We start from the raw sequence: 14,484 nt of genomic DNA, 5'->3' as shown, positions 1-14,484 counted from the left end.
CACAAAGGCGGCGTCACGGTGAACCGAATAGTGCAGAGGATGGGCCGACGAACATGTCGGCCCATCCTTACTCCGGCCGTTCTCAACGCGGTCAGGAATCGAACCGACGACGGGATGCCTGACGCAAGGCGGCCTCGCCGGCAGACGCTGGACCACCTGATCGCCCGGCATTCATGGCCAATGGACTTGGTCGCTAACCCGGTTCCGCCGAATGTGTGCGGTGCCGGGTTTGCTCGTTGTGGGCGGGGGTGGGATAGCCCAAATGGTCGCTTGGTGGCCGCCCAGAAAGTTTGCTGAAAGATCGCTATGATGAGTTGTCATAGGTGTGACATAACGTAACAGGCATGGCCTGTCAAGGGGGATCCGCGTCAAGATCCTGTAGAGGTATTCCGCGGCGGATTAGTGCGGATAGGACGTTGACCTGCGCGGATAGTGCGTTTGACCAATTTGTTCGTTGACGGGGTTGTATGGCTTCCCAACCCTGTACTCATGGACAAAATCAAGAGCAGCGCGGCGTTAGCTGCAATGTTTCTGCTGTCGGCAGTGTGCACGGCGGTGATGGTGGGGCCGGCCTCGGCCGATCCGCCGCCCGCCGGATGCAGCTCCGACTACGCCGTGCCGAATCAACTCACGATCACCTGTGAGCCTGGGGCCGGCGTCGGCCAGCACGCGTACATCCGGTGCCGCGACATCGGCGGCGTCCTGCACACCCGCATCGGGACCACGGTCGGTGCCAATGGCGGATGGTCGCGCGCGGTCTGTGCGACCGGTGAAAGCGGACCGGTCTAACCAACGAGGTCGCCTTCAAGAGAGCTCTGCGCTCAGCCTGCTCAGTCGGAATCCAGCTGTGTCTTCGCTGCATCAGTGTTCGATCGAAAGGTTCATCCCCCATGTCTGCAGCCCACGAACGTATAACCAAGCGCGCCGGGCGCCATCGCAAGGAAGTGAAGCGCAACCGCAAGGGTCTCTACGCCGCGGCTGCATTCGCCTCGATGGCCTCGGTCATGATGTCGGCCGGTCGTGCCGCAGCCGATGCGCCGACGCCGCCCCCCATCCCCGGCGAGTTCATGCACAACCTGAACAAGACGGTGCCGGGTCACGACCCGATGTCGAGGACCAATGCGGTGACCGAATTCGGCCGATCGGTACCTGACATCGGTGCAGGCGTGCCCGACCTCGGTGTCGTCGCGCAGCATCTGGGCCCGAACGGACAGAGCCTGGTTGACCAAGCGCTGAGCGCTGTGGACGGCGTGACCGGAGGAAGCCCGAACGGCGAGAACCTGGTGGATCAGGCGCTCGGCGCCTTGGACGGCGTCACCGCAGGCACTCCCGTCGAAGGCGCGGCCGATATGATCCGCAACTTCACCGAACCGAAGCCGCAGACCGCGGTCGACCCGGCCATGGCCGTCGACCCGACCAGGCCGGTCGCCACGACGCCTGCCGCCATCACGCCGTCGTCGGGCCCGCTCGGCTTCGTGTCGCCGCAGGTTTCCGAGTTGGCTGCGGTCGCTGAGCAGGTGATCAGCCCCGGCATCGATCTGAAGCAGCTGGCCACCTGGGCCGATCAGACCTTCCCGAGCGGACCGCTGCGGCAGCCCGTCGAAGACCTGATGTCCTTCGTCAGCCAGGCGATCGAGCAGGCGGGCTCCCGTCGCGATCCGCAGGGCAACCCGATCGAGGACCTGATCGATCAGGCCCGCACCCTCTTCGACTTCCCGAAGGACGGACCCGATCCGATTCAGGGACTGCGCGAAGCGCTGGCCCCGGTCATCGGTCAGGTCGGCGGTGCAGGGGATCCGTTGCAGGCACTGCGCGACGCTATCGCTCCGCTGCTCGGCCAGACCGTCGGCGCCGGAGATCCGTTGCAGCTCTTGGCCGACGGGATCCGTCAGCTCATCGCGGACCCGGCGGGCACGCTGCACGCGGCCTTGGCGCCCGCACTCCGTGACCTCGGTGCCATGCTGAAGGAAAACACCCGCCACAACGTGGTCCTGCCGCTGCTGGCAATCCCGTTGATCATCGCCGGCGTGATTGCTGCGGGCATCGTCGGTGCCCTGGTGGTCGGCGCGATCATCGTGGTCGCTGTCCTGGCCGCGCCGTTGATCATCGGTGCGCTGATCGTCGGTGGCGTGCTGCTGGTCGGTGCCGCGCTGGTGGTCGGTGCGGTCGCACTGGCCGTGCTCGCGGCGCCGGTGCTGATCGTCCTTGCCCTCGGCGCGCTGGCGGCGGTGGTCGTCACCGGAGCCATCGGACTCGGGCTGGCAGGCATCATCACTCTCGGCGCGCTCGCCCTCACGGCGGTGGTTGCCACGCTCGGCATCGGTCTCGTCGCGCTGATCGTGGTGGCGCTGCTCTGGTGGACCGGGCCGATCGCGTTGGTGATCCTCGCCGTCCTCGGTGTCGCCGAAGCGATCGTGCTCGGCGTGCTCGGCTTCGCCGCCGTGGTTGCGTTGTTGGTGTACGGCACCGCGAACTTGATCGCGCTGGCGGCTCTTGCGCTTGCTGCGGTGATCACGGTCGGCGCGTTGATCTTCGCCGCGGGCGCCGCGGTGCTCGGCTTGGCCTTGGCCTCGCTGGTGACTCTCGGTGCGCTCGGCGTGGGCGTCGCGGCGACCCTCGCTGTGCTCGCACTCGCGGCATTGATCATCGTCGTCTTTGCCTGGTGGACCGGACCGTTCGTGTTGGTCGCGCTCGCCGCCATCGCGGTGGTCGCGGCGATCGTGGTCGCGGCTGCCGTGGTAGCCGCCCTCGTGATCGTCGCTGTGCCTGCGGTTGCCGCGGCGATCGTGGTCGCGGCCGCCATCGTGACCGGGTTGGTCGCGCTGGCCGGTCTGGCGTTCACGGCGTTCGTGGTGACCGCAATCCTCGGCGCGCCCGTGCTGCTGGCTGTGGCGGTGCCGGTGCTGCTTGCGCTGGCGGCTCTCGCTGTCGGCGCACTGCTCGCGGCTCCTGCCCTGATCCCCATCGCGGTGGTGCTCGCGGTGCTTGCTGCGCCGTTCATCCTGGGTGCGTTGGCGATTGGTGCGGTGGTGCTCGGTGCTATCGCGCTGGCTGTGCTGGCTGCGCCGTTCATCTTGGGTGCGTTGGCGATTGGTGCGGTGGTGCTTGGTGCCATTGCGCTAGCTGTGCTGGCTGCGCCGGTCGTGCTCGGTTTGATCGCGTTGGCAGTGGTTGCTGCGCCGATTGTGCTCGGCTTGATTGCGCTGGCGGTGGTTGCTGCGCCGTTCATCTTGGGCGCGTTGGCAATTGGCGCCCTGGTACTGGGTGCGCTGGTACTGGGTGCGCTGGCTCTGGTGGCGGTGCCTGCGGTGCTTGCCGCGCTGGCGTTCGGTGCGGTCGTCGGGTTCGGTGCGGTGCTCGCCGCAGGCGCTGCCGTGCTTGCGGCGCTGGCTGCGGCCGTACTCGCGCCGTTCGTGCTGGCCCTGCCCGCACTGGCGCTTGCCGCGCTGGTCGGGGTCGGTGCGCTGGCGTTGGGCCTGGCCGGGTTCGTGACGCTCGGGGCGCTGGGTCTGGCCGCCGTTGCCACGGTCGCCGTGCTTGCGCTCGCCGCGTTCGCCGTGGTGGCGCTGCTCTGGTGGACCGGGCCGATCGCGCTGGTCATCCTGGCCGCCATCGGCGTCGCCGGGGCGATCGTCCTCGGTGCTCTCGCCCTGGCCGCCGTGGTCGCACTGACGGTGTTCGGTGTCGCGAGCACCATCGCGCTCGGCGCGCTGGCACTGGCCGCGGCCATCGCGATCGCCGCGGTGGTGGTCACCGGTCTCGCCGTGGTGGCCGCTCTTGCCCTCGGCACGGTGATCACGCTCGGCGCACTGGCTCTCGCCGCGCTGGCAGTGGTGGTCTTCGGCTGGTGGACCGGGCCGATCGCGCTGGTTGCGCTGGCCGCACTCGCGGTGGTGGCGGCGATCGTCGTCGTCGCGGCGGTGGTTGCCGGTGCGATCGTGCTCGGCGGACTCGCCGTCGGTCTGCTGGCCACCCTGGGTGCACTGGCGTTCGCTGCGGTCGTCGTTGCCGCGGTCCTGGGCGCGCCCGCACTGGCCGCCCTGGCATTGCCGATCGTGGTTGGGCTGATCGCTCTGGCCCTCGCCGCCCCGGTTGTCCTGGGCGCGTTGGTAATCGGCGCGTTGGTGCTCGGTGCGATTGCACTGGGGCTTGCGGCGCTTGCTGCTCCGTTCATCCTCGGTGCGTTGGCGATTGGTGCGTTGGTGCTCGGTGCGATCGCGCTGGCAGTGCTTGCTGCTCCGTTCATCCTGGGTGCGTTGGCGATTGGTGCGGTGGTGCTCGGTGCCATTGCGCTGGCCGTTCTCGCTGCACCGATCGTGTTGGGCTTGATCGCGCTGGCCGTGGTTGCGGCGCCGTTCATCCTGGGTGCGCTGGCAGTCGGCGCGGTGGTGCTCGGTGCTCTGGCACTGGCCGCATTGGCAGCTCCGGTGATTCTCGGTGCGATCGCGCTCGCGGTGCTTGCTGCTCCGTTTGTGCTCGGTGCCTTGGCGATTGGCGCGGTGGTGCTCGGCGCACTGGTGCTTGGTGCTCTGGCACTGGCCGCATTGGCAGCTCCGGTGATTCTCGGTGCGATCGCGCTGGCCGTGCTTGCTGCTCCGTTTGTGCTCGGCGCCTTGGTAATCGGTGCTCTGGTGCTAGGTGCGCTCGCATTGGCCGCGGTTGCTGCTCCGTTCGTGTTGGGCGCCCTTGCCCTGGCGGCGATTCCGGTGTTGATCGCGGTCGGCCTGGTTGCGGCACCGTTCGTCATCGCGGGACTCGCGGTGCTGGCTTCGCTCGGGCTCGGGGCCGCGGTCGTGCTTGGGGCCTTGGCCCTCGGGGCGGCGGTCGTGCTTGGGGCCCTGGCCCTCGGTGCGCTTGCGGCAGTGGCGATTCCGGCCCTGATTCTGTTCGGGATCCCGGCACTCGCCATCGGCGCAGCGGTGCTCGGTGCGCTGGCACTGGCGGCGCTGGCAACGGTGGCCGTGCTGACCGCGCTCGGCGTTGCCGGGGCGATCGGCCTCGGCCTGCTGGTCGCGACCGGCGCGATCGCGCTGACCGCGCTGGTGGCACTCGCTGTCGCGACGCCGATCGTGCTCGGCGCGCTGTTGCTCGGTGCGGTCGTTACGGCGGCGGCACTGCTCACCGCAGGCGTGATCGGTGGCCTGCTGCTCGGTGCGCTGCTGACGGCACTGGCTGTGGCCGGACTCGCCGCGGTCGCCGCTGCGGCGGTCGCGGGCGGTGCGGTGATCGCCGCGCTGATCGCCATCCCGCTGTTCGGCTTGGCCATTCCGGCGGCGCTGGCGGTGCTGTTGGCCGTCGCGCTGCTCGGCACGCTGCTGGCGCTGGCGTTGCCGGTGGGTATCGGTGCGGTGCTCGGCCTGGCGGCGCTGGCCGTGGGTGCTGGGCTGGGCCTGGCGGCTCTGGCCGCGGGTGTTGCACTCGGCTTGGCGGCTCTTGCCACTGCCGCTGCACTCGGCTTGGCGGCCCTGGCTACCGCCGCTGCACTCGGCTTGGCGGCTCTTGCCACTGCTGCCGTGCTCGGCTTGGCGGCTCTTGCCACTGCCGCTGCACTCGGCCTGGCGGCGCTGGCGACTGCTGCTGTGCTCGGCTTGGCCGCCGCTGCCGTGCTGGCTCCGCTTGCGCTCGCCGCACTGGCGGCACTGGCGCTGGCAGCCATCGCGGCCATCGCGGCGATCTGCGCGCTGGCCAACCCGGGTCTGCAGTCCTACCTCGTTTCGATCATTCGGGCTTGGCAGGATCAGGGCACCTCGCGCGGCAACGGCGGCGGCATGGCGCCGACCGGAACCCAGTTCCTGGACGACATCCCGGACACTGCGAGCCTCGCGGATCTCGTTGCCTCGCTGCAGAAGTCGCTCGCCCCGAAGAGCAACTGCGCCCCGCAGAAATGTGAGGTGGCGGCCGAGGTCGAGACCGACGCCGAGGCCGAGGCCGAACTCCCGCTGGTCGGGACGAACGCGGCCGACGGGCGGATCACGAACCAGGAGGCCCGCCACCTGGTCGCTGTGTCCCTCTGATCCAACGGTTCCGGCGTTCTCACGAGAACGCCGGAACCGGCTCCGGCCGGATCGGCGAACCGAAATCTCTGTCCCGCAACGAAATACCCTCCACACACACAGGAGAAATCCGATGAACCCCGAAACCACCGACACCGACTCCGGATTCGACCCATCCGATCCGGCACTGCACCTGGAATACCTGTACGGGCCGCAGTGGCGTGAGGTCGTGAAGATCGTCGAACGCGCCGCCCAGCTCACCTCCGACGAGATCGAGCTGCTCAATGTCCATGCGGACAAGGGGATGCCGACGTCGCTGTCCGGCAGCGAAGGCCTCGCCGGGCTGCTGTCGAACTTCCGCAAGTCGACCGACGACTCGAAGGCGACGCAGATCGCTGCCGACACGGCAAAGGAATTCGGCCGCACTCGCGCGGTACAGGTCGCTGGTCTCATTGCCGGGCAGGCGATTTCGCCGATGACCACCGGCGACAGCGACGGTTTCGGCGGGCTGCTGAAGTCGCTCGGTGCACTCGGCGCACTCACCACCGTCAACCGTGCCGTCATCGCCGCGGTCCTCGGCGACCTGATCGGTCGCGGCGACTTCACCGACGACATCTACCACACGCTGATGGACCCCTGGTCCGACACCATCTTCTGATCCTTCGGCCACCACAAGCACAGGAGGTTCGATCATGTTCGAGACCCGATCCAGCGCCAACACCGCGGCCCCGTTCGCCGGACTGCTCGATGTCAGCTCCGCTCCGGTCAACTTCGGCTACTACGAGGAGAACGCGACCGACGCCGACATCATCGTCCGCCTCCGCGACGAGGCCCGCCCGGGGCCCGTCGGGTGGTGGAACCGGCACCGCCTCATCGGAACCGGTGTCGGGATGGCACTGGTGCTCACGCTGGGTCTGTTGCCTGCGGTGCAGAATGCCCTGCTCATGGGGCTTACCCACGTCCTATGAGCAGATCCGCGGCGCCCATCGTCGGCTCGGCGATGGGCGTCGCGGCGTCCGCGCCGCGACCCTGGTTCGGCGATGCCCGCTGATAAGATCATCTGGCCGTTCGGCGTCGTCACCTCGCTACCGCACTTCCCGGATACCCGAAAGCTCGGTGGAGATCATGCGATTGCCCTGTTCGCTGCCCGGCACGGCAGCCACGATCCGCGCCCCTCGGCGTTAGGCCGCCGATGGAAGGGCAGGTTACCCGCAGGCCCCCCGGTTCGATGCTGGGGAACCTCGTGAGTGGTATGAGCCGTCCCGAAGGACGGCGGCTCTTCGCGGTCCGGTTCGGCGAGCTGTTCGTCGCCGCGGGGTCACCGCCGGTGAAGTCGGTGGTCCGTGCCGCCAACGCGCGCATCCCGGAGGGCGCGACCCGGATCACCGCGCAGCGGATCAGCGACTGGCGGCGCGGCAACCGCACGCCTGCCACCTTCGTCTCGGTCCGTCCGGTGCTCGAGGTCTTGATCGCCGATGCGCGGCGCCGGGCCGCCGACACACCCGGCATCGATGCCTCGCTGCTGGATCTGGTGCGCTGGCACGAAGATTGGAAGAGCGCACGGGTCGATCCGCCCGCGCCCGACATCGATCGCGAGCCCTACCGCGGACTCTGGGCGTACCGACCCGAGGACAGTGACCTTTTCTTCGGTCGCGACGAGGCGAAACAGCAACTGCTGGAGGTGATGTCGGCCGCCGAGTCGAGCGAGCTGGTGTCGATGGTGCTGCTGCTCGGCGCCTCCGGCGTCGGCAAGACCTCGCTGCTGGCCACCACCTTGCTCGCCGCGCCGGGTGCGCGGACACCGATCACCATGACGCCGGGCGACGATCCGATGACCGCGCTGGCGATCGCGCTGGACGACCGCCCGAACGGACCGAGCCTGCTGCTGGTTGATCAAGGCGAGGAGCTGTTCACCCGGTGCGCGAATGACGCACTGCGGCAACGGTTCCTGGCTGCGCTGACGATGCTCGCCGGTCCGCAGTCCGAGCAGCCGACCATGGTCGTGATGTCGTTCGACACCGCGCACCTGCCCAAGCTCCTGCGCTATCCGGAGCTGATGATGGTGCTGCGCGATCACGTCATGCTGCTCAATCCGATGACGCCCGAGGAAATGCGCGAGGCCATCGTCCGGCCCGCCGCGGTCACCGGACTGCGGGTGGAGGACAGCCTGGTCGAGGTCCTGCTCCAGGATCTGGCCACCATCGACGCACACAGCTCGGTGCGACTACCGCTCGTCTCCTTCGTGCTCGCCGCGACCTGGGCGAATCGGCGCGGGCGGACGCTGACCCTCGATGCGTACCGCGAAGCGGGTGGCTTGGCGCGGGCCTGCGCGGTCGGCGGCGAAATGTTCTGGTCGCGGCTCACCGAGGCCGAACACGAGAGCGCACGGCATGTGCTGATCGCATTGACGATCACCGGGCCGACCGGTGTTGTCCGCAATCGGATGCCGGTCCAAGGGCTGATCGAGGAATCCGCGGATCCGGCCGCTGTCCGATCCATCATCGCGCGGCTGACCGAACTGCGCATGGTCGTGCGCCGCGGCGAGGACATCGAGCTGGTGCACGATCTGCTGCTCACCGGATGGCCTCGGATGGCCGGATGGCTTTCCGAGGAAAAGGAATTCGCGCCGGCCCGCCAGCGCATCGAAGCCGACGCCCGCGAGTGGGCGCGGCAGGAGCGCCCTGCGTCGCTGCTGTACTCCAGGACTCGGCTCGAGGACGCGGACGAATGGATGCGGCGCACCGAGTCGTCGAATCAGCTTGCCCGCGAGTTCATTTCGACGTCGCTGTCGCGCCAGCACGGGCGGACCGTGCGGCGCAGGCTGATCCTGACCGCCGTGGCCATGCTCGCCGTGGTGGCGCTGGTGCTTTCGGTGGTGGTGGTCGGGCAGCGCGCTAAGGTCGCGCAGGAGCACAAGGACGTGCTGCGCAGTCAGCTCATCGAGCAGTCGCAGCGGATCGAGGACGTCGATGGCGGGTTGTCGGCGCAGCTCGCACTCGCGGCCTATCGGTTGAATCCCGCCGATCCCGCCGCACGGGCCAGGCTGCTCGCGGCGCAGGTGCTGCCGCTGAGCATCGGCTCGGCGGCGGCGCACAAGGGACTCGTCCGGGAGCTTGCGTTGAGCCCGGGCCGAAAGTTGTTGGCCAGTGCGGGAGATGACGGCTTTATCCGACTATGGGACATCGCGGATCCGCTCACCGTCACCCCGGTCGGGCCGGAATTGAGCGGTCATCGCGGGCATGTCGAAGCGGTGGCGTTCGCGCCGGATGGCGGCACGCTGGTCAGCGTCGGCGGCGACGGGACGGTGCGGCTCTGGGATGTCCGGGATCCGCAGCAGGCGCGTCCGGTCGGTCAGTTCGATATCGGCACGGCCCTCACCACCGTCGCCTATCTACCGACCGGCCGCACCGTGGTCGTCGGTGGCATCGACGGCACCGTGACCTTCTTGAATGTGGAGTCACCGCAAGCTGTTCGGCGGCTGGGGGAGCCTCTCGCCGTGCACACCGGCGCGGTCCGCGCGCTGACGCTGGCGCAGGACTCCGGCATGCTTGCCAGTGCAGGCGACGACCGCACGGTGCGGTTGTGGGACATCAGCGACGCGGAACGGCCTGCGCCACTCGGCGTTCCGTTGCTCGCCGAAGGCGCGGTCCAGGCAACGGCTTTCGGTCCCGGCGGCCGATTCGCGGCGGGCACCGCGGACGGCATGGTGCAGGTCTGGAATGTGACGGACCCGAATCGCCCGCAGCTGATCGGACAGCACCAACGCCGTCCCGTGCCGATCACCCGGCTCGAATTCTGGCTGGGCGGGCGGCTGCTCACCGTCGCGGACGCGGGCGGCACCCTGCGTGGCTTGAACACCAACCGCCCCGACCGGATCGCCCCGGTCGGCAGGGAGATCCGCGGCAACAGCGGTTCGGTGCAGTCCTTCGTGATCGTCTCGGACGCCCAGGTGGTGACGGCTGGTGCGGACGGGCGACTCCGGACCTGGAGTCACGCGCAGGTGGACGTGCCCATCGTGTTCGCGGGCGCGCTCAGCTCGATCGCCTTCGACAAGGCGGGCAAGGTGCTCGCGAGCGGGCTGCGGGACGGCCAGGTCAACATATGGAATGTCGCCAATCCGGCCTACAGCCGCTCGGTCAGTGAGGTGCAGGCCGGGCCGCCGGAGCGCAGAGGCACCGAGGTCGCGTTGCGCCCGGACGGGCAGCTGCTCGCGACGGCAGGCGGCGGCGAGGTCAAGCTGTGGAATGTGGCCGACCCCGCGCATCCCGTCCCACTCGGCGCGCTGCCGGGTGCGGGAGTTGGTGGCCCCCTTGCCTTCTCGCCGAAGGGGGATCGGCTGCTCACCGGGATCGATCGCCGCTCGTTGCAGGTCTGGGACGTGTCCGATCCCGCCGCCGTGCGACCGTTGGCGAACCTGTCGACCGGCCACGACCGCCACGTCGAGCTCGCGGCGTTCGCGCCGGGCCGCTCACTCGTCGCGGCCGCCGACGACGATTCGCGAATACACGTGTGGGACAGCTCCGATCCGCGCAAGCCACCGGCCTCGCTCGACGTGCACGGCGCGAACGTGCGCGCGTTGTTGTTCGGCTCCGACGGCAAAACGCTGTTCGGCGCAGACGATGACGGCATGATCCGCTGGTGGGACGCCTCCGACCTGTCCGACATCCGTGAGCTCGGCGAGGTGCGCGCGCACACCGCAGGCGTGCGGACCTTGGCACTCGATCAATCCGGTCGCCGCCTGGCCTCCGGTGGTGACGACCAGACGGCCCGGGTGTGGAACATCGCCGATCCGTCCCACGTCGAGCCGCTCGGCGATCTGCTCGAGGCGCAGGCGGGCTGGATGTGGTTCCTGCGCTTCGATCCGAACGACGAGTCGCGCCTGATCGGTGTCGGCGATCAGATGTCCGCGTCGTGGTACATCGATCCGGACGACGTTGCGGCGAAGCTGTGCGCCGCGTCGGCCGCGCAGATCGACGAGGAGACCTGGAAGGCGCGGCTTCCGTCGGTGCCCTACGTCCGCACCTGCTGACCGGGCGCGGGCAGCACCAGCGTGAGGCCGACCGCGACCACCGGGACGACGCACAGCACGGTGAGCACGGCAGGTGGTCCGTGCCGGTCGGCGATCATCCCGAGCAGCGGAACGAACAGCCCACCCACGCTGACCGCGAGGCCGAGGGTGACGCCTGCCGCGGTGCCCGGCCTGCTCGGCAGGTAGTCCTGCCCCAGTGCGACCAGTACGGCGAACGGGATGTTGACCGTCACCCCGGCAAGCACAGCGAAGGCGAGGCCGATCAATGGATCGGGCACCACTCGCAACGCGACGAGCGCGGGAAGCACTGCGACGCTGCCGATGTGGAGCGTGCGCAGCACACCGAGGCGGTCGGCGATGCGGCCGCCGAGCAGTGTGCCGAGCACGCCGCCGCCGAGGAACGCCGCCAGCGCGCCGCCGCCGAGCGCAGGGGAACTGCCGAGCGAGGTGATCCAGTACAGCGCGATGAACGTGCTCATGCCCGCGGCGAGGGCCGAGCGGACCACCGCGGCGGCGGTGAGCACGAGGAACGGAGTCCACCGGTCCTTGCCCTCGCGTACGGCGGTGGCGCGCGAAGCCGACGCCTGGCGTTGCTGATAGCGCCACAGTATGAAACCCATCAGCACCGCGGGCGGAATGAACAGGGCCGTGCCGCCGAGGCCGAGGGCCACCAGCGCCGGTGTCGCCAGCGCGGGTGCGAGGAAGAATCCGATGCTGCCGCCCGCCGCGAACAGGCTCATCGCCGTCGCGCTGTCGCCTGCGTCCCTGCGCGCGTCTCGTCCCGCCGAGGGATGAAATGCCGCGACGCCGATCCCGGAGAGCAACAACAAGATCCACACTGCCGGGTAGGTCGGGGCCAGGCCGGCCAGTCCCGCGCCGAGCCCAGCGACCGCCACGCCCGCCGGTGCCAGCCACAGCAGCCGCCACCGATCGGCGAGCACGCCGAGCACCGGCTGGGGGAGCGAGCTGCCCAGCGTCGCGGCGAGCGCGAGACCCGAGGCTGCGACGTAGCTGTAGTGCCGTTCCAGCACGAAGAACGGGATGGCCGCGGGTACCAGACCTTGGTAGAAGTCGTCGACTGCGTGCGCGATCATCCAGTACCGCATGCGTTTCCATGGCGAGGTCTGGTCCGCGACGGTCACGGCATCGACATCTGTATGCACCATTGTCGTCCTCCTTTCCGAGGCCCTCGAGCAGCCTATGGACGGCAGGGTGCAGCTGACTTCCGATAAAATGCCTAACTATGTCGATATTCCGCCACGACACGACGATGGCGCAGGTGCTGGACGGCGGCGCGCGGATCAGTCGGCATCGGCATGCCGAGCATCAGGTCGTGTATCCGAGTTCGGGTGTTGCGGAGGTGCGCGCCGCGGCGGGCACCTGGATTGCGCCCGCGGACAGGGCAATCTGGATCCCGGCCGGGTGCTGGCACGAGCACCATTTCTACGGCCCTACGCAATTCCATTGTGTGGGTTTCCCTTTCGATCTCGCACCCGACTGGACGGTGCCGTCGGTGCTGACCGCGCTTCCGCTGGTGCGTGAGCTGATCATCACCTGTTCGACGGCCGAGGACCTGCCCGACACCGAACTCGTTGCCCTGCGCCAAGCCTTGCTCGACCAACTGCGGCGCAGCCCCGAGCAACCACTGCGATTGCCTGCGGCGCGCGACGAGCGCCTCCGAAAGGCTTGCGCCCTTGTCGAATCCGACCTCACCGAGGTGTGGACGCTCGGTGCGCTCGGGCGGCAGGTCGGTGCAGGCGAACGAACGCTCACCCGCTTGTTTCGGACCGAGCTCGCGATGACTTATCCGCAGTGGCGGACTCAGCTGCGCCTGCATCACGCCGTGCAGATGCTCGCCGAGCAGGTGCCGGTCACCGTGGTCGCGCATCGTTGCGGGTGGTCCTCGGCCAGCGCGTTCATCGAGGTGTATCGGCGCACGCTCGGCCACACCCCTGGCGCATACCGGATGCGGTGAATAACGCGCTCGAATGGAATCGGGCAATGTCGGCGAATAAGACTTCGGTACACGTGCGGCACGAATAAGTCCGGTTCCGATGGGGTGTGACGCACCTGACTTGCGCGGGTTTTTCTGTCCACCCTTCGTTCATGGCGTGTTAATGGAGCCCTCCCTACACTTTTCGACCAAGGGGGACAGGGGGATGAATATCGCTGGATCGAGCCTCACTGGAGGGCCAGGAGGTTCGTCGTGAATATCGATGTAGGTGACGTGAGTACCAACGGTGTCGTCGAGCGCAGTGCCGTCGGCGGAATGCGGAGCGTTCGGCTGATCGCCGTCCTCGGCGCGCTGTCCGCGTTCGGCCCGGTGACGACCGACCTTTATTTGCCGAGCCTGCCGCAAACTGCCGCCGCGTTGCAAACGTCGCAGTCGGGCGTGCAATCGTCGCTCACCGCGTGCCTGATCGGCCTCGCGTTCGGGCAATTGCTGGTCGGCCCGATCAGCGACGCCCGGGGGCGGCGCGGGCCACTGCTGGTGGGGATGGTGGTGTTCATCGCCGCCTCGCTGCTGTGTGCGTTCGCGCCGAACGTGCTGGTATTCGACCTGTTTCGGCTGTTGCAGGGGATCGCGGGGGCGGCGGGCATCGTGATCGCGTTCGCCGTTGTCCGCGACGTGTACGAGGGTCCGGAAGCGGGAAAGGCCTACTCGATTCTGCTTGCGGTCAACGGTGTCGCCCCGATTATCGCGCCGGTTGCCGGCGGACAGCTGTTGCGGTTCGTGGAATGGCGCGGCGTCTTTCTGGTGCTCGCCGCGTTGGGCGTGATGTTTCTGGCGCTCGCCTATCTGTGGGTGCCCGAGACGCTGCCGGTCGAGGAGCGCCGCGGCGGCGGAATCGTGATGATGGGCCACGATGTGCGCCAAGTGATGCGGGACAGGTCCTTCGTCGGCTATGTCCTTGTTGTCGGCTTTTCTTTCGGCGCCATGGTCGCCTACATCTCCGCGTCGTCGTTCGTATTCCAAGAGGTGTACCTGGCGTCGCCGCAGCTGTTCAGCCTTTTCTTCGCCATCAATGGCGCCGGAATTTTGGTCGCCAACGGGGTCAACGCGCGTTTGTTGAATCGGCGCACCCCGCGCGCGCTGCTCGATATCGGGTTGTTCGGTCTGGCGCTCGGTGGCGTAGCGGTGCTCATCGTGGTGGTCAGCGGGCTCGGGCTGTGGTTCCTGGCGCCCGCGCTGTTCCTCATGGTGGCCTCGATCGGCTTCATCCAACCGAATGCCACCGCGCTCGCGCTCGAGCCGCACGCCGCCACCGCGGGCAGCGCGTCGGCCGTGCTCGGCTGCACTCAGTTCTTGTTCGGCGCACTTGTCGCGCCGCTGGTCGGCCTCGGCGGGATCAGCGCGATACCGATGGGTGTGCTTGCCGTTGTGTTGTGCACGTTCGCCGTCATTGTGCGAATGACGCTGGGCCGCCGGGATATTCGCGGTTGAGGCACGACGAGAAGGCC

At 68.5% G+C, this 14,484-nt stretch carries 8 protein-coding genes; 7 read left to right on the top strand and 1 reads right to left on the bottom strand.

What is annotated here, in order from left to right:
• Positions 1-489 precede the first annotated feature (489 nt).
• The 5 genes from ACGFNJ_RS11960 (at position 490) to ACGFNJ_RS11940 (ending at position 11,022) form a co-directional block, all read left to right on the top strand.
• On the top strand, positions 490-789 hold the full coding sequence (locus tag ACGFNJ_RS11960; RefSeq protein WP_393446341.1) for a hypothetical protein: 300 nt from the start codon (positions 490-492) through the stop codon (positions 787-789).
• Positions 790-890: 101 nt separating this feature from the next.
• Positions 891-6,014 carry a hypothetical protein gene (locus tag ACGFNJ_RS11955; protein WP_393446339.1) on the top strand — a complete coding sequence of 1,708 codons (5,124 nt, stop codon included), beginning with the start codon at positions 891-893 and terminating at the stop codon, positions 6,012-6,014.
• A gap of 112 nt (positions 6,015-6,126) precedes the next feature.
• Entirely contained in the window at positions 6,127-6,651 is a 525-nt protein-coding gene (locus ACGFNJ_RS11950) for a hypothetical protein (RefSeq protein ID WP_393446337.1), read from the top strand.
• 34 nt (positions 6,652-6,685) lie between these two features.
• Positions 6,686-6,961, top strand: a complete 276-nt coding sequence (locus ACGFNJ_RS11945; protein WP_393446335.1) for a hypothetical protein — start codon at positions 6,686-6,688, stop codon at positions 6,959-6,961.
• A 284-nt stretch (positions 6,962-7,245) separates the two neighbouring features.
• Positions 7,246-11,022: a hypothetical protein gene (locus ACGFNJ_RS11940; protein ID WP_393446333.1), complete on the top strand. Its 3,777-nt coding sequence runs from the start codon at positions 7,246-7,248 to the stop codon at positions 11,020-11,022.
• On the opposite strand, the gene ACGFNJ_RS11935 is transcribed toward ACGFNJ_RS11940, so the two are convergent.
• The gene (locus tag ACGFNJ_RS11935) at positions 11,004-12,188 is read right to left on the bottom strand and encodes an MFS transporter (protein ID WP_393446331.1); all 1,185 of its coding nucleotides are present in this window, start codon (positions 12,186-12,188) and stop codon (positions 11,004-11,006) included. The two genes, ACGFNJ_RS11940 and ACGFNJ_RS11935, sit on opposite strands and share 19 nt — an antisense overlap.
• Positions 12,189-12,265: 77 nt before the next feature.
• Between ACGFNJ_RS11935 and ACGFNJ_RS11930 the strand changes: the two genes are divergently transcribed.
• On the top strand, positions 12,266-12,997 hold the full coding sequence (locus tag ACGFNJ_RS11930; protein ID WP_393446329.1) for an AraC family transcriptional regulator: 732 nt from the start codon (positions 12,266-12,268) through the stop codon (positions 12,995-12,997).
• 231 nt (positions 12,998-13,228) lie between these two features.
• Positions 13,229-14,467 carry a multidrug effflux MFS transporter gene (locus tag ACGFNJ_RS11925; RefSeq protein ID WP_393446327.1) on the top strand — a complete coding sequence of 413 codons (1,239 nt, stop codon included), beginning with the start codon at positions 13,229-13,231 and terminating at the stop codon, positions 14,465-14,467.
• Positions 14,468-14,484 lie beyond the last annotated feature (17 nt).

The sequence above is a fragment of the Nocardia sp. NPDC049149 genome, from assembly GCF_043197455.1.
Classification (GTDB): domain Bacteria; phylum Actinomycetota; class Actinomycetes; order Mycobacteriales; family Mycobacteriaceae; genus Nocardia.
The sequence above is the reverse complement of the archived record's forward strand: the minus strand, read 5'-3'. Positions and strand labels throughout refer to the sequence as shown.